13 protein-coding genes are annotated in these 15,090 nt (G+C 73.8%); 3 read left to right on the top strand and 10 right to left on the bottom strand.

The features are described 5' to 3' along the window. Positions 1-11 precede the first annotated feature (11 nt). The gene (locus tag ACIBQ6_RS33555) at positions 12-671 is read right to left on the bottom strand and encodes a FadR/GntR family transcriptional regulator (protein WP_397216740.1); all 660 of its coding nucleotides are present in this window, start codon (positions 669-671) and stop codon (positions 12-14) included. A 31-nt stretch (positions 672-702) separates the two neighbouring features. Beyond that, complete coding sequence (locus ACIBQ6_RS33550; RefSeq protein ID WP_397216738.1) at positions 703-1,692, bottom strand: ADP-ribosylglycohydrolase family protein; 990 nt, start codon at positions 1,690-1,692, stop codon at positions 703-705. A gap of 76 nt (positions 1,693-1,768) precedes the next feature. Here ACIBQ6_RS33550 and ACIBQ6_RS33545 point away from each other — a divergent pair, with 76 nt between their 5' ends. Then, complete coding sequence (locus ACIBQ6_RS33545; RefSeq protein WP_397216736.1) at positions 1,769-3,691, top strand: Xaa-Pro dipeptidyl-peptidase; 1,923 nt, start codon at positions 1,769-1,771, stop codon at positions 3,689-3,691. A 31-nt stretch (positions 3,692-3,722) separates the two neighbouring features. On the opposite strand, the gene ACIBQ6_RS33540 is transcribed toward ACIBQ6_RS33545, so the two are convergent. The 5 genes from ACIBQ6_RS33540 to ACIBQ6_RS33520 all read right to left on the bottom strand — a co-directional run bounded on the left by ACIBQ6_RS33540 (position 3,723) and on the right by ACIBQ6_RS33520 (position 8,949). Continuing rightward, the gene (locus ACIBQ6_RS33540) at positions 3,723-5,555 is read right to left on the bottom strand and encodes an RNA polymerase sigma factor (protein WP_397216734.1); all 1,833 of its coding nucleotides are present in this window, start codon (positions 5,553-5,555) and stop codon (positions 3,723-3,725) included. 25 nt (positions 5,556-5,580) lie between these two features. After that, positions 5,581-6,765 carry an FAD-dependent oxidoreductase gene (locus ACIBQ6_RS33535; RefSeq protein WP_387663801.1) on the bottom strand — a complete coding sequence of 395 codons (1,185 nt, stop codon included), beginning with the start codon at positions 6,763-6,765 and terminating at the stop codon, positions 5,581-5,583. Continuing rightward, the gene (locus ACIBQ6_RS33530) at positions 6,762-7,502 is read right to left on the bottom strand and encodes a hypothetical protein (RefSeq protein ID WP_352358998.1); all 741 of its coding nucleotides are present in this window, start codon (positions 7,500-7,502) and stop codon (positions 6,762-6,764) included. The genes ACIBQ6_RS33535 and ACIBQ6_RS33530 overlap by 4 nt, the downstream gene beginning before the upstream one ends. A gap of 37 nt (positions 7,503-7,539) precedes the next feature. Further along, complete coding sequence (locus ACIBQ6_RS33525; protein WP_358284467.1) at positions 7,540-7,740, bottom strand: hypothetical protein; 201 nt, start codon at positions 7,738-7,740, stop codon at positions 7,540-7,542. Positions 7,741-8,217: 477 nt separating this feature from the next. Continuing rightward, positions 8,218-8,949, bottom strand: coding sequence for a hypothetical protein (locus tag ACIBQ6_RS33520; protein ID WP_358284469.1), 732 nt, complete (start codon positions 8,947-8,949; stop codon positions 8,218-8,220). 222 nt (positions 8,950-9,171) lie between these two features. Between ACIBQ6_RS33520 and ACIBQ6_RS33515 the strand changes: the two genes are divergently transcribed. Then, positions 9,172-10,428, top strand: a complete 1,257-nt coding sequence (locus ACIBQ6_RS33515; protein WP_358284471.1) for a Scr1 family TA system antitoxin-like transcriptional regulator — start codon at positions 9,172-9,174, stop codon at positions 10,426-10,428. Between the two features lie 188 nt (positions 10,429-10,616). Then, entirely contained in the window at positions 10,617-11,435 is an 819-nt protein-coding gene (locus ACIBQ6_RS33510; RefSeq protein WP_397216731.1) for an SAM-dependent methyltransferase, read from the top strand. Between the two features lie 48 nt (positions 11,436-11,483). Here ACIBQ6_RS33510 and ACIBQ6_RS33505 read toward each other — a convergent pair whose 3' ends face one another. The 3 genes from ACIBQ6_RS33505 to ACIBQ6_RS33495 are packed head-to-tail and all read right to left on the bottom strand — an operon-like array spanning position 11,484 to position 15,062. Then, complete coding sequence (locus ACIBQ6_RS33505; protein WP_397216728.1) at positions 11,484-13,091, bottom strand: MFS transporter; 1,608 nt, start codon at positions 13,089-13,091, stop codon at positions 11,484-11,486. 37 nt (positions 13,092-13,128) lie between these two features. Then, positions 13,129-13,548 carry a hypothetical protein gene (locus ACIBQ6_RS33500; protein ID WP_358284475.1) on the bottom strand — a complete coding sequence of 140 codons (420 nt, stop codon included), beginning with the start codon at positions 13,546-13,548 and terminating at the stop codon, positions 13,129-13,131. Further along, positions 13,545-15,062 carry a hypothetical protein gene (locus ACIBQ6_RS33495; protein WP_397216726.1) on the bottom strand — a complete coding sequence of 506 codons (1,518 nt, stop codon included), beginning with the start codon at positions 15,060-15,062 and terminating at the stop codon, positions 13,545-13,547. Before ACIBQ6_RS33495 ends, ACIBQ6_RS33500 begins: the two co-directional genes overlap by 4 nt. Between the last annotated feature and the right edge of the window lie 28 nt (positions 15,063-15,090).

Here is a 15,090-nt window from a genome sequence, read left to right as displayed (position 1 = left end):
CGGCGCGCGGGTCACAGGTCGCGTTCCTGGGCGTCGAGGATGGCGACCGAGACCTCGACCGCCCTGGCCGCGTCGCCCGCCTCGATCGCGGCCAGCAGGTCGTCGTGCGACGGGTCGGGCGCCAGCGCGGCCTGCTCCTTGTCCCGGACGCTGTCGCGCAGCGCGTCGCGCATGCTGCGGTAGAGGTCGGCCAGCAGCGGGTTGTGCGCGGCGTCGGCCACCAGCAGGTGGAAGTCGGCGTCGGCGTCGGCGAACCCGTCGAGGTCGCCCGCGCGCGCGGCCGACCCGCGGCGGGCCAGCGCCTCGCGCATCGCGGCCACGTCGTCGCCGGTGCGCTTGACCGCCGCCAGCCGGGCGGCCACCAGGTCGAGCCCGCGGCGCACGTCGATGATGTCCATCGCGGCCGCCCGGTCGAGCCGCCGGCGCAGCGCCACCTGCGACTCGTCGGTGGCGGTGACGTACGTGCCGTCGCCCTGCCTGGTCTGCAGCAGCCCGGCGTGGGCCAGCACCCGCACCGCCTCGCGCACCGACAACCGGCTCATGCCGAGGCTCTCGGCGAGCCGGCTCTCGGACGGGATCTTCGTCCCGACCGGCCACGCCCCACTGGTGATCTCCCCGCGGAGCTCCTCGATGGCGGCATCGACGAGCGAGGTCCGCGCGACGTTTCGCATGCGATCTCTTCCGTCCCGGTGAGCCTCCAGCCTAGAGGAGCGCGGCGGCCAGGCGCTCGATCGTCTCGCGGCCCTCCAGCGGTGTCACCCAGGCGGCCGGCAGCGCGTCCGCGCCGCGCAGCGCGCCCACCAGGTTGCCGCAGACCGAGCCGGTCGAGTCGCTGTCGCCGGAGTGGTTGACCGACAGCAGCAGCGCCCGCTCGGGCGAGGGCTCGGCCAGGGCGCAGTAGACGCCGATGGCCAGCGCCTCCTCGGCCACCCACGCGCCGCCCAGCGTCTCCACCCGCTCGGGGGAGTGCGGGCCGGACGCGGCCAGGTCGAGCGCCGCCCGCAGGGCGCCGGACGTCTCCTCGTGCCCCGGACGACCGGCGAGCAGGCCGAGGGCGTGGCCGACGGCGGCCTCCAGCGGCTCGCCGGCCATCAGGCCGGCGACGATCGCGGCGAACGCGCCCGCGGCCAGGTAGCCGGTCGGATGGCCGTGGGTGATCTGCGCACAGACCGCCGCCAGCTCGAACGCGGCGCCCGCGTCGTACGGCGCGACGAGCCCGAACGGTGCCGAGCGCATGACGGTGCCGCAGCCCTTGGAGTCCGGGTTCACCGGGCCGGGCACGCCGGACGGCGACGGGCCGGGGAAGGGTTGCCGCAGCCCGGACAGGCAGGCGTTGCCCGGGGCCCGCCGGGAGTACAGCCAGCCCTCCTCGCGCAGCGAGCCGGTCCGGTGCGGCCGGTCGGCGGGCGGCGGGGCCTGGTGCTCCTGGGTGTCGAGCCAGCGCAGGTACGCCTGCCGCACCTCGCCGGGCGTGCGGTCGCGGGTCAGCGCCTCGACGGTGAACAGGGTCATCTGGGTGTCGTCGGTGACGAGCGCGCGCCTGCCCCGCCAGGTCGTGACATAGCCGGTGACGCCGTCCTGGCCGTGTTGCCGGCGGATCTCCCGCAACGACTCGAACTCGATGGGCGCCCCGAGGGCGTCGCCGATCGCGCCGCCGAGCAGGCAGCCCCGGATCCGGTCCTGTGCCTCCATAGGTGGGATCTTGTCAGCTTTCTGGCCGGGTGAGAGATTGCGGGGGAAATTACGACACTTGTCACGGAGGTCACGCGTGCCACAATTACGCCCGGCCCTCTTCGCGGTCGCCCTCACCTTGGCGATCGCGACCCCGGCGCAAGCCGCTGCCGGACCCACGATCACCGTCAAGGACGGCCGGACGCAGCCGGTCTTCTCCTACGCCGACGCCGTCCGCGAGCACGTGTACGTCGAGTCCACCGTGGACAGCGACCTCGACGGCGCGCTCGACCGGGTCAGGGTGGACATCATCCGTCCCAAGGAGTCCGGTCCGGGCCTGAAGGTGCCCGTGATCATCGACGAGAGTCCGTACTACGACAACTCCGGGCGTGGGAACGAGGGGGAGCGCAAGGCGTACGACGCCTCCGGCAATGTCACGAAATTCCCCCTGTTCTACGACAACTACTTCGTCCCGCGCGGCTACGCCGTGCTCAACGTGGACATGCTCGGCACCACCAGGTCCGACGGCTGCCCCGACATGGGCGGCAAGGCCGACGTGCTGGGCGGCAAGGCGGTCATCGACTGGCTGAACGGCCGCGCCAAGGCGGTCAGGGCCGACGGCACCCCCGCCGTGGCCGACTGGACCACCGGCAACGCCGCCATGATCGGCAAGTCCTACGACGGCACGCTGGCCAACGCCGTGGCCGCCACCGGCGTCGAGGGCCTGAAGACGATCGTCCCCATCTCGGCCATCAGCTCCTGGTACAAGTACCAGCGCTCGAACGGCGTGGTCTACAACTACGACTACGCCTCCTGGCTGACCAACTACGTCGACACCGACCCCGAGGCCAAGTGCCAGGCCGTCCGCGACCGCATGGACGCCGAGGACGGCGACGACACCGGGAACTACAACGCCTTCTGGAACGAACGCGACTACCTCAAGGGCCTGCTCGGCGACGCCTCGAAGGTCAAGGCCAGCGTCTTCGTCGTGCACACGGTCAACGACCTCAACGTCCGGCCGGACAACTTCTCCGCCTGGTGGCAGGCCCTGGCCCAGCGGAACGTGCCGCGCAAGATCTGGGTCGGCCAGTACCAGCACGTGGACCCGTTCGACTTCGAGGGCCGCAGGGACCTGTGGGTGGACACCCTGCACCGCTGGTTCGACCACTGGCTGCACGGCGTCCGCAACGGGATCACCAACGAGCCCCGCGCCGACGTGCAGCTCGGCCCGGCGCAGTGGACCACCCAGCGCGACTGGCCGGCCCCGTACGCGCTCAAGGCCGTGCTGCGGCCCGCCGCCGACGGCTCGCTCGGCCTGCTCAAGGCGCGCGGCGACAGCACCGCCACCTTCACCGACCTCGCGCTGAGCGAGACCGAGATGGTGGCCGACGTCGGCACGGCCAAGCCGGGCCGCGCCGCCTTCACCACCGGCGCGCTCCCGCTGGACCTGCGCCTGTCCGGCACGCCCACCGCCGACCTGCGGGTCAAGCTCGACAAGCCCACCGCCAACCTGACCGCCCTGCTCGTCGACTTCGGCGAGGACACCCGCGTCGACTGGCGGCGCGGCCAGGGCGTCACCACGCTCACCGAGGAGGACTGCCACGGCGAGAGCACCGCGGCCGACGACGCCTGCTACAAGAAGGTCACCACGAACGTGGCCACCCGGCCGCTGGAGATCGTCGCCCGCGGCTGGATCGACGTCCAGAACCGCGACTCGCTCAGCCAGGCCCAGCCGCTGCCCGTCGGCACGTACGGGACGGTCAGGTGGCAGACGCTGCCGCAGGACTACACCTTCAGGAAGGGCCACCGGATCGGCCTGGTGCTCGCCGGGACCGACACCACCTACACCAGTGAGGAGGGCACCGGCGCGACCGTCACCGTCGACCTGACTCGCAGCAGCGTGACCGTGCCGCTCGTGCTCGGGACGCCGCTGGCCGACGTGCCCAAGGACAGCGCGACGTTCAGGGGGCCGCGACAGCTCGACCTGCCCGAGCCCGAGCCCGGGTTCCGGTTCTTCTAGCCGCGCCTGGGGCCCCGGCCGGTCCGGGGCCTCATCGGCAGTTGCTCCAGCGGACGCCGCCGGCGTCGAGCCGCCGCACGCCCTTGTCCCTGGCGACGGTCCAGCCCACCTTCAGGGTGAGCGTGCCGCCGGCGGTCGCCGTGCCGCCGGTGCGCAGGCCGTCGCCGGTGGCGCGGCCCGTCCAGACGATGGTGATCCGGCCGCGCCGCACGTCGGGCCCGCCCGGGCAGCCGGGCCGCGAACGCGGGTCCAGGACGCGGAACGTCGTGCCGTCGACGACGATGCCGCGCGTGCCGGTGGCCGAGACGACCCGGCACGTCCCGGTGCACGCCAGCGAGAACGCCCCCGCCCGCCCGGACCCCAGCCACGCCGACCGGGGCGACACCCGGGCCGTGGGCGCCGCCGGTCTCGGCAGGTCGGCCCGCCGGTCCAGGGACGACAGGGCGGACCCGGCGGCCGGGCCGATCGCGGCCGTCCAGCGTGTGGGCGTCTCGGCCGGGACGGCCGCCTGCGCCGCCGCCCTGGTGACCACCGCGGGATGCGCGCGCGCGTTGAGCACGGCCCACACCAGGCCCACCACCAGCAGCCCGACGCCCAGCAGCAGGCCCAGCCTGGCCACCGTGCGGATCGGGGCCTCGGTCTCCTCCTCGGGCTCCGCCGGCTGCTCCCGCCAGAACTCCTGCCAGGGGGCCTCGCCGTCGAACCGGTCGAGACCGCCGGGCTCGCCGTTCCAGCCGAGGCCGCCGTACCGGATGATCATCGCGCCGGGCGGGGCAGCGGCGCCGTCACCGCCACCGGCCTCACCGCCGCCGACCGGCGCGCTCAACGGACCGGGGCTGCCGCCCGGTCCGTTGACCGAGCCGTTGACCACGGTGCCGCTGAGGCCGCCTTCGGCCCGGTTGTCGTAGACGAGCTTGTCGCCCGGGGAGCCGCCGCGGAAGGGCCGGGCGCGGCTCGTCGGCGTGAACGGGTGCCGCCCGCGCGCCGCCCGCCCCGGGGGCTCCTGGTCGGCGGCGGCCGCGCCCGCCGCCGACCAGGGGTTTCCCGGTGTCGCCGTCGTGGGGTCGGCGACCGGGGGCATCGGCGTCGCCCCCACGCCCGGCGGGGCCGCGAGCGGCTCCACCAGGGTGCGTGCCAGCACGGGGAAGCCGTCCGCCCGCCAGAGGGGTCCCTCTCCGGGCAGCGGCTGCGCCGAGGCGAGCCGGTTGGTCAGTGTGCCGGGCAGCTCCGCGATCGGCAGCCGGCGCAGCAGCGTGGCGGCCGACATGGTGCGAGGCGCGGCCCGGCAGGCGGCGCAGCCCTGGATGTGCCGGCTGATCCGGGCGCGGGCCCGGCGGCCCGGCGAGGTGACCCAGGCCGCCACCCGCGTGGTCAGATCAGGACATCCCGTACGGCCGCGCGCGGCGATGATCGCGGCGAACCAGCCCTCCAGCGCGTCGGCCGCCCGCGCCACCACGGCGCTGACCTCGTCCTGGCTCAGGGTGAAGACGGCGGCCAGCTCGGCGTCGGACAGGCCGTGGCGCAGGGACAGGTCGAGCAGCTCGCGCAGCGGGCGGTCGAGGGAGAGCAGCGCCTCGGGCAGCAGCTCCGACATCCGCCCCGGCCGGGACCAGGAGCCGATGCTGGCCGGCTTGGCCACGAACGCGCGGTGGGCGCGGGCCAGGGCGTAGAGCCAGGGCCGGTGCAGGGCGGGGTCGCGCAGCCGGTCCGCGTAGAGGTGGGCGGACACCAGCGCGCCGGCGGTCGCCTGCTCGGCGTCGCCCGCGGCCAGCTCGGTGCGGCAGTAGTCGTAGAGGCGGGAGCCGTGCGTGTCGCACAGCTCGCGGATGGCCTGGCGCGCTTCGTCCGAGAGCGTTCGCCACATGCGGTGTCGCACCTCCTCAGCGGTGTCAGACGGGCCGGGCCCCACCGGCGGAGCCGGGAACGGTGTCGAGCAGCGAGGCCTGCGCGAGATAGGCCCGCGTGGCCTCCGGGTCGCCGGCGATGGCCCGCAGCCCGGCCATCGCCGCGGCCAGCCGGGCGCTGTCGCGCTCGCGCACGCCGGCCGGCCGCGTCTCGCCGCGCGGCATCACCCGCTGCAGCAGCACGGCCCGCCGCCGCCACGCCCACGCCTCCAGCGCGGTGGGCGGCGCGAACCCGCCGAGCACGGCCGCGATCACCTGGCCGACCTCGACGGCGTCGTGGATGCCGGCGTTCATGTTCAGGCCGCCGACCGTGGAGGTCAGGTGCGCGGCGTCGCCCACGAACAGCACCCGCCCGCAGCGGTAGGAGGTCAGCACGCCCCTGGACAGCCCGAACCGGTCGGCCCCGGTCACGTGGATGGGCCCGCTCGCCCCCGGCAGGGCGCGGCGGACCAGCATCGAGACGTTGGGCGAGGACAGCGGCTCGGTGGCGTCGCAGGGGATCCTGAAGATGATCCGCCAGTGGTCGGGCAGCGCGAGCAGCGTGCACGACTGCTGCACGTCGCGGACGTAGGTGAGCGGCGCCAGGCTCGGCAGCAGCCGGTCGAGCGGCGAGTCGGTGAACACCCGCAGCGCCTGCGTCGGGTAGGCCGACCTGGGGAAGGGCAGCCCCAGCGAGCCGCGCACCGTGCTGTGGCCGCCGTCGGCGGCGATCATGTACCGGGCCCGCGTCCAGGTCTGGCCGACGCGGACGCGAATGCCGGTGCCGCCCTCGGAGACCCCGTCGACGCGGGTGCCGAAGCGCACGTCGACGTCGGGGTAGGCGTTCAGGGCCGCGAGCAGCAGCGGGGTGAGCGCGGCCTGGTCGGCGTGGATCCTGAACGGGTGCTTGGTCAGGCCGTTGAGCCGGTTCATGCCCATCTCGGCCAGCACGATCCCCGACCGGTCGCGCCACTGCACCCGCTCGACCACGCGGCCCTTGGCGACGAGTTGCGAGGCCACGCCCAGCTCGTCGAGCAGGTCGAGCGTGGCCGGATGGAAGGTGCAGGCCCGCGCCTGCCCGGCGAGCTCGTTCTCCCGCTCCAGCACGGTGACCGGGATCCCGGCCCTGGCCAGCGAGAGCGCCGCGGTCAGCCCCGCCGGGCCGGCCCCGACGACGATCACGCCGTTCATGCGGGGCGCCTCCCCTGCTCCGCCATGTGGCGGCGGTAGGGCACGCGGCTGAGCGTGACGTGCTCGCCGATGGCCCGCGACAGGGCCCACCAGGCGGTGCAGAGGTTGGACGTGAGCAGCGTGCGGTCGTTGCCGGCGCTGAGCGGCCCGAGCACGGGTAGCGTGGCCATGCCGGTGCCGGTGAACAGCAGCACCGCGTCGCCGGGCACCTCGGCCCGCTCGACCTGGGTGATCAGCTCGGCCGGGGTGACCGCGTAGGAGGAGTAGCCGCCCTTGGCCGCCCGCACCTGCACGACCTGCGTGACGTTGAGGCCCGCCGTCTTCCAGAAGCGCTCGGCCAGCTCGGTCAGCCACGGCTGGTACGGCGAGACCAGCACGATGTCGCTCACGCCGACGTGTTCCACCGCCTCCCTGGTGGCCTGCGTGGAGGAGGCGAACGGCACGCCGGTCGAGGCCGACAGCCGCGCGCACTGGTCGGCGTCGTCGTCGGGGCCCAGCAGGTAGCGGGACTCGCTGCAGGCCATGACCAGGGCGTCCAGCGGCAGGCCGTCGAACGCGCAGACCATGCCGGGCAGGGCCTCGTTGTAGCTCTCCAGCCGTTCGGCGAGCGACACTCCCCGGTGCACGGGGAATCGGGTGACGTGCATGTCGGCGCGCGAGCCGAGCAGGCGGGTCAGCTCGGGCTCCGCCGAGGGATTGGCGGGGGCGACGATCACGCCCACCCTGCCGCGGCTCATCTCGCACCTTCCGGGTCGGGGACCGTCCGCATGACGGTCAGGCCAGCGCCTGGTCGATCTCGCCGATCGCCTGCACGGACACTTGCCGGATCCGGCGCAGCCGGTGGACGGTGCGCGCCGGGGCCTCGGCCCGCGACGGCTCGTCGCGGCCCTCGCCCCTCGGCTCGGCGGGCTGGGGCCGTGCGCCCCGGGCGTGCACCTCGTGCGGCTGCCGCCTGGACATCTCGTCGGTGAGCATGATCACTCCTGTCGGTCGCGGATCCGGGTGACGCGGGCCGGGCGCGGCCCGCTGACGTCATGGCCACCGGCACGGGGGCCCACGCGGGCGCCGGCCCCCTGAGGGGGCGGTCGATCAGAGCCGTGGCGCCCGTCACGCCGATCGTCCCGCCCGGCGTCGCCGCCGTGCCGGTGGCGCCGGCCGGGGAGCCGGGCGGGCCCGCCTCCCCGGTCGGGGAGGCCGCCGCCCGATCACGGGCGGACGGCCGCGAGGAAAGCCGGCCCCAGGCACTACCCCTTGGTTTGGCCGGCACGCCAGCCGCTACCGCGCCGGCCGACAGCACCGTGCCGACTTTGTCGGGCACGTGACGCACGGTGCCGGAGGGATGGGGTAGCGCCGGAGCCGGCCGCATGAGGGCCGCCGGCACGGCCGCGCGCGGCGCGGGCGGTGCGGGCGGGCCGGTGGGCGGCGAGGCCCGGCGGGGGAGGGGGAGCGGCGTCATCGCGCCGTCTCCGGGTCGAGCGCGGCGGCGGCCCTGTTGGGCACGCTGACGCAGACCATGCGCTCGGTCAGCCCCGCGCGCGGGCCCGAGGCGCGCGAGCGGGCGGGCGGCGCGGTGCCGGCCACCGTGCGCGCGACCCTGGCGGCCAGCGCGAGGTGCTCGGCGCAGCGCCGGCTCACCGCCGACTCCAGCCCGGCCACCTGGGCCAGCCTGAGCCTGATGGGTTCCAGCGACGACCGGCGTTCGAGCCCGTCGAGGTCGGCCAGCCGGACGGGCCAGCGCAGCGCGTCGCGGCAGCGCTCGACCACCGCGGCGGGCAGCTCGGCGGCGGGCAGCCCTTCGTGCCGCAGCCGGGTGGCGATCATGACGGCCGCGAACGACGTGCGGTCGAAGTGGGCCAGCCGCCCGGACAGGGCCGCGCCCAGCATCCTGGCGCGGTGGCCCAGGCAGACCGCGCTCCAGCCGAGCAGCAGCAGCCGGTCGGGTCCTGGCTCGGTGTGCCAGCCGGCCAGCCGCAGCTCGCGGGCCATGCGGTGGTGCAGGCGCCAGCGGTGACGGGGGCTGTCCAGCCAGATCTCGACCCCGCCCAGCGGCAGCTCGGCGACCTGGACGTCGCGGCTCGTCAGCGGGCCGGCGACCCGCGCGCAGATGCGCCGGACGACCTGCTGCTGCCCCCGGGAGACCGGATCCTCCAGGAAGCGTGAGCCGTCGAGGGAGTCCATGGTCACGTCCGGCCACCTCCTTGCCGGAGACTCTCGCGAATCGTCCGGGCTGTTAAGCCACAGTTACCACGCGCTCCGATACTGTGCTGGAAAGAGGGGCTATGTCAACTCACACTTTGCGAATAAGTTGATACCTACCCGCCGGGCAGAGCTGGCCCGCGTGGCAGGGGACAGTGGGGGTCTCGTACCTTAGGCTGGGAAAAGTTCACGGGCGGTAGGAGGTGCGCCGTGGCGAACTTCGCCGAACGGCTCGATCTCGCGCTGACCAAGCGCGGCTTCACGGGCGCCCAGGTCGCCTCCGCCCTCACCGAGGCGGGCATACCCATCACGCGCGCCTACGTCAGCCAGCTGCGCACCGGCAAGCAGACCAACCCCACCCTCCAGGTGCTGCGGGCGCTGGCCGCCTGCCTCCAGGTGAGCGTGGGCTGGCTGGTGGGCGACGAGCACTACGAGTCCGGCGCGGTCGAGGACCTGCAGCTGCGGGCGGCCGCGATCGGCCTGTCGGCCTCCGGGTTGTCGGAGGGGTCGCTGGCCGTCCTGCGCGGTGTGGTCGAGCTGGCGCGCCGGGCCGAGGGGCTGCCGGGCGAGCCGGAGCCGGCGGCCGAGATCCCCGAGGCCGCCACGCCGCTCAACGACTCACAGCGCCGCGCGCTCGGCAAGCGGCTGCACGGCCTGCGCATGGGCGTGCGGCTCTCGGTCGAGCAGGTCGAGGGCTCGCTCGGCAAGGGCGCCGCCGCGATCCCCGCGATCGAGGAGGGCCGTCTCGCGCCCACGCCGATCACGGTCGAGCGCCTGCTCGGCCTCTACGGCGTCACCGCCCCGCCCGTCCGCGAGTACGTGCTCTCGCTGGCCAGGGGCGAGCGCGAGGCCGCCTGGTACGACGCCCAGTCGGTGCCCGTCTGGCTGGCCACGGCCTACGCGCTGGAGCAGCGGGCCACGGTGATCCGCACGTACCATCCCCAGTTCGTCCCGCCGATGTTGCAGACCGAGGACTACGCGCGGGCCGCGATCACCGTGGCCGGGCCGGCCACGCTCGGGCAGTCGTCGGTGGAGGAGGCCCTGGCGCTGGTCATGGCCCGCCAGGAGGCGCTGGCCGGGGCCGGTGACACGGTGTTGTGGGCGGTGATCGACGAGGCCGTGCTGCTGCGCTCGATAGTCGGCCCGCACGCCCAGCTCCGCCAGCTCGACCTGCTGCTCGACCACGCCAAGCGGCCCAACGTCTCGCTGCACGTCGTGCCGATCGACGACCCGGCGTACGTGCCCCGCACCGGCCCGTTCACGCTGTGGCGCTTCGCCGAGGCGTTCGAGCCCGACGTCGCCTGCGCCCACGGCGTCGAGGCCGACGAGCTGATCACCGACGTCGCCGCGGTCGAGACCTACCACCAGGCGTTCACGAAGTTGTCGGTGACGACCACCACCCGCGAGGAGACGTACGAGGTGCTGGAGTCCCACCGCGAACGCCTGTCGCGCTCGACAGGGAAATGATCTCCGGCCGGCGCCATTCAGGTAAGGCATATTTCCGCAGAATTCATGCTTTTCCTGTTGTCTTCCGGCGCGCAACGAGGATCATATGGTCTGGGTCATCGAGTGGGGTCCGAAAGGACCGGCTTTTCCCGAGATAGTGGGCGAGGGGAAAGGGGCAACACTCAATGCGTCAGCGTGCCATCCGAAACTTGGCGAAGCTGGAGATGACCCGAGCCATGACTACCCGGGTGCTCGACGCGGCCGCGGGCGGGAAGAACAATTTCTCGGCCGACCGCGATCTGGTACGCCGATATGACCAGGCCGCGTCCGTGACGACCACCGCCGCGCGGGCCGTGCTGCAGTTCCTGGTGCGCGTGGTCCGGCATCTGGCGGCCGAAGGAGTGGACCAGTTCGTCGTCGTGGGCAGCGGCGTGCCCAGCGGCCTGCCTCCGGGCGGCCGGTTGCACGACGTGGCCGCGGGCTGCCACGGCGGCTCCGGAGGTGTGCCCGCCCGGGTGGTCTACGTGGAGAACGACCCGATGGTGCTGGCCGGCGCGCGGGCCACCATCGAGCCGGGCACCGATCTGGTCCGCGTGGTCGAGGGCGACGTGCGCGAGATCGACGCGATCCTCGGCGACCGGGTGGTGCGCGCCTTCCTCGACTGGGACCGTCCCGTGGCCGTGCTGCTGCTGTCCACCCACAGCCTGGCCGACGACGAGCACGTCCACTACGTGATCAGCCGGGTCCGCCGGGCGGCGTCCGACGGCAGCTACCTGTCGCTGCTGCAGACCACCTTCGACGGCGTGCCGGGCGAGCTGCTGCCGGCGGTCCGGGACCTGCTGGCGATGACGTTGCCCGGCCACGCGATCCGCGGCAGGCAGGAGGTGGCGGCGCTGCTCGGCGGGCTGGCGCTGGTCGAGCCGGGGCTGGTGTGGGTCCCGGAGTGGCGGCCTGACGACCACGGCGCCGCCTGCTCCGGCCGGCCGAGCTCGTCGGGCACGTACGGCGTCGTGGCGCGCGTCCCGTGAACTCCCTGGCGCCCTGGGCGTCAGGCCCCGGTGAACGCCAGGGCGCCCTCAGGCCCCTGTCGAGGTGGCGGCGGGCGTGGCCGGGTCGCCGGCCGCGCCCTTCGCCGGCTCGACCCCGAACGCCAGCACCGCCACCACCGCCAGGATGAGCGGGACCGCCCCGAGCAGCGCGGTCGTGCCGATCGACGGCGCCGCCGCCCCGGCCACGAGCACGGCGGTCACGGCCACGCCGCCGGCCTTGCCCATCCCCGCCGACAGCCCGGAGCCGCGCGAGCGCACCCGGGTCGGGTAGATCTCCGAGCTGTAGGCGGCCAGCACCGCGGCGATCGTCGCCGTTCCCACGATCGGCCCGGCCAGCAGCAGGTACAGCCAGGTACGGTCGTGCGCCAGCGTCTCGCCGGAGAAGGCCAGCACCGCCAGCGCCACGCCGACCAGCGCCGACAGCGTGACGATCGTCTTCTTCGCGCTCCACAGGCCGTACATGGCGGCCGAGACGAAGATCAGCGGCAGGCCCAGCAGCGTCGAGTCGCGCAGCGCCCGGTCGGCCGTCTGCTGGTCCAGGCCCAGCTTCTGCAGGTTGGACGGGATCCACAGCTGGAAGCCGTAGGTGACCAGGCCGATGCTCAGCCCGAGCACCACGACGGCCACCGTCAGCCCGGTGAACGGACGGCGGAACAGCCGCGAGTAGCCGCCCGCGTGCTCGTCCTCCACCCGCTCGACGCCGGCGGTGGCCTCCTCGGTGGTGGCGGCCGCGCCGTACCTGGCCAGGACGGCGCGGGCCTCGGCGTCGCGGCCGTGCGCGAGCAGGAAACGCGGCGACTCGGGGATGAAGCGGTTGAGCAGGATGAGGAACACGCCGGTCGGCAGCCCGACCAGCCACAGCACCCGCCAGGAGAACGTCGGCGCCAGCGACGCCGACAACCAGCTGGCCGCCAGGTAGGCGACCGCCAGGTTGCCGCCGATGAGCACCATCACCCAGCCCTTGTGCCGCGGCGGGATCGTCTCGGCCAGCAGCGAGAACGTGATCGGCAACATGCCGCCCGCGCCCAGCCCCATGGCCACGCACATGGCCAGGTTCCACTCGAAGTCCGGCATGACGCCGCAGATCGCGGTGCCGATGAACAGCACCCCGGCGAACAGGATCGACGGCTTGCGCCCGATCTTGTCGCCCATCCAGCCCCACAGCAGCGAGCCGAGCACCGTCCCGGTGAGCCCCTCCAGCGGCAGCAGCGCCACGGGCAGCTCGCCGGCCGGGTTGAGCGCGGACTTCAGGCCGTACTCCTTGGCCATGCCGGGCGCGACGAACCCGAGCGTGATCGGCTTCATGGCGTCGATGATCACCGCGACCGACATGACCACGATCAGCCCGATGTGCGCCGGCCGCATGCGCGCGTCGTCCAGCGCGCGGACGCGTACCTCGGCGGCCGGTCTGGCCGTCAGCGCGCCGGGCGGGATCAGCCCGTACGCGGTGACCGCCAGCCCCGCCACGATCAGCGCCATGCCGATGGTCATCGGCAGGTCCATCGGCATGCCCGCCAGGCGGTAGTGCATGTCGGCGCCGTGCAGGTACATCGGCAGGTGCAGCACGACCCCGGCCACCGTGGCCAGGAAACCGAGCCAGAAGTACAGCGGTCGAGCCAGCTCGACGCCCCCCATTGCCCCTCCGTAAGCAGAACCGTGAGCAGATCCGAGATCAGAGCAGGCGGCCGCCGCGCAGCCGCCATTCGACGAACAACACCCGCATCGGCCCGTTCACGAACAACCACTGGCCGAGCCAGACGAAGGCGAACATCACCGCGAACGCCCACGCCCTGACCGGGCCGGCGACGCCGGGGACGAGCCCGCCGTCCACCAGCACCCACATCAGCAGCCCCTCGGGCACGGCCGTGACCAGCCCGAACAGCGTCGGCCAGTCCTTGTCCCAGCGGAACTGCATGAGCAGGTGGTACAGCAGCTCCCACCCGGCGCCCACGACGGCGACGGCCAGCAGCACGAGGAAGGCGTCCCGGAAGGACATCGGCAGCACCAGGGTGATCAGCGCGGTCAGCGCCGCCCCCACCGTGGCCAGCGTGAACAGCCGGGTCTGCAGCCGCCCGGCCAGCGTCGGGATCAAGCGAGCCTCCTGTTTCCCGCCCACCGCAGCCACTGGGCCGTGGACCGCACCGGCCCGAGCCCCTTGCAGAACCCGCGCCTGGTCAGGTCGGCGGCGATGTCGAGCGCGGCGGTCTGCATGCCGAGGAAGCTGTCCACGGCCAGGAAGTGGTTGCCGGCCGTGGCGGCGCCGGAGGCGTACAGGACGCCGCCCTCGCTCTCGGCGCCGAGCACCTCGAAGTTCTGGCCCACGCTCAGCCGGCCGGCCTTGTTGGGCCGGGCGCCGCCGTGCCGCAGCAGGTCGTCGAGGACGCGATGCTCCGGCATGTCGGCCTCCAGGCCGGTGCAGTCGATGATGAAGTCGGACACGTACTGCATGGCGGCGGCGTCGACGCTGCGGGTGTGGGTGACCAGGCGGCCGTCGGGGGCCCGTTCGATGCGGTCGACGACGGCCTGCGTGGGGTGGTACCAGTTGCCCTGCCGGCCCCTGCGCATCTGCTCCTGCCAGCGGGCCAGCTTCGGGGTGGTGGTGCCGGCCAGCGCCTTGGAGATCAGGGCGCGCTGCTCGGGCGTGGCCTTCCTGAACCGGGCCTTGAGCTGGCCGCCGAAGGCCGACTTGGGCATCGTGAACGCCTGGTAGGCCCAGCCGTCGCCGCCCTTGCGCCGCATGAACACGCTCGGGCCGTGCGGACCGGCCACGTACGTGCGGAACAGGTGGACGATCTGGGTGTGCAGGCCGTACCGCTCGCGGTCGTCCATCAGGCGCTGGAGCACCCGGGAGGCCACGATCCCGGCGCCGCGCACGACCACCACCCCGGGCCGCTTGCGCAGCTGGTCGTAGACGTGCTCGTGCGGCTCGTAGGCGTTGACCACCCGGTAACGCTCGCCCTGCGCCTGCCGGAACTCCTGGAGGTCGTCGAGGAACTTCAGCCCCGGGTAGCCGACGGCCAGGTGCACGTACTGGGAGCGCAGCACCACCCGCTTGGTCGGCGAGGTGCCCGGCGGCGGCGTCAGCACGGTGAAGTACCCGCCGCCCAGCCGCTTCCTGACCATGCGCACCTGGCCCTTGGCCAGCATGTGCCAGTAGCCGATGCGGTCGGCCTCGCGTTGCACGGTCTGCGTGACCAGCCCGGCGCGCGGACTGTAGAAGTCGGTGAACAGCGGCTCGGCGAGCACCTGGAGGATCGGCTTGAGGGAGCCGTCCTGCCAGGCCTCCTGCACCGCGTAGGAGGGGAAGCCCCAGATGTTGTCGGGACGCGCCCCCGCGTCGGACCGGATGCGCTCGTGCGCGGGCAGCTGCGAGACACGGGTCAGGTACTCCCACGTCTGCCAGGGGGTGTCGCTGGTCGAGAGCACCCGCATGGCCGGGATCGGCACCCCTCTGATGCGCAGCACGTCGACCAGCGTGAACGAGCCGAGCCCGCCGCCCACCGACACCAGCGGCACGTCGTGGACGGGGATGCCGGCCGACTGCACCAGCCAGTCCGTCCAGGACGAGGAATGCAGTAGCTCCGGAGTGAGATCTCCCCGTGACATGCTGTGACCGAGCCCTCCCTGTCGCGGT

It is taken from the genome of Nonomuraea sp. NPDC049655 (assembly GCF_044465465.1).
In the GTDB taxonomy this organism is placed as follows: Bacteria; Actinomycetota; Actinomycetes; order Streptosporangiales; family Streptosporangiaceae; genus Nonomuraea.
The sequence above is the reverse complement of the archived record's forward strand: the minus strand, read 5'-3'. Positions and strand labels throughout refer to the sequence as shown.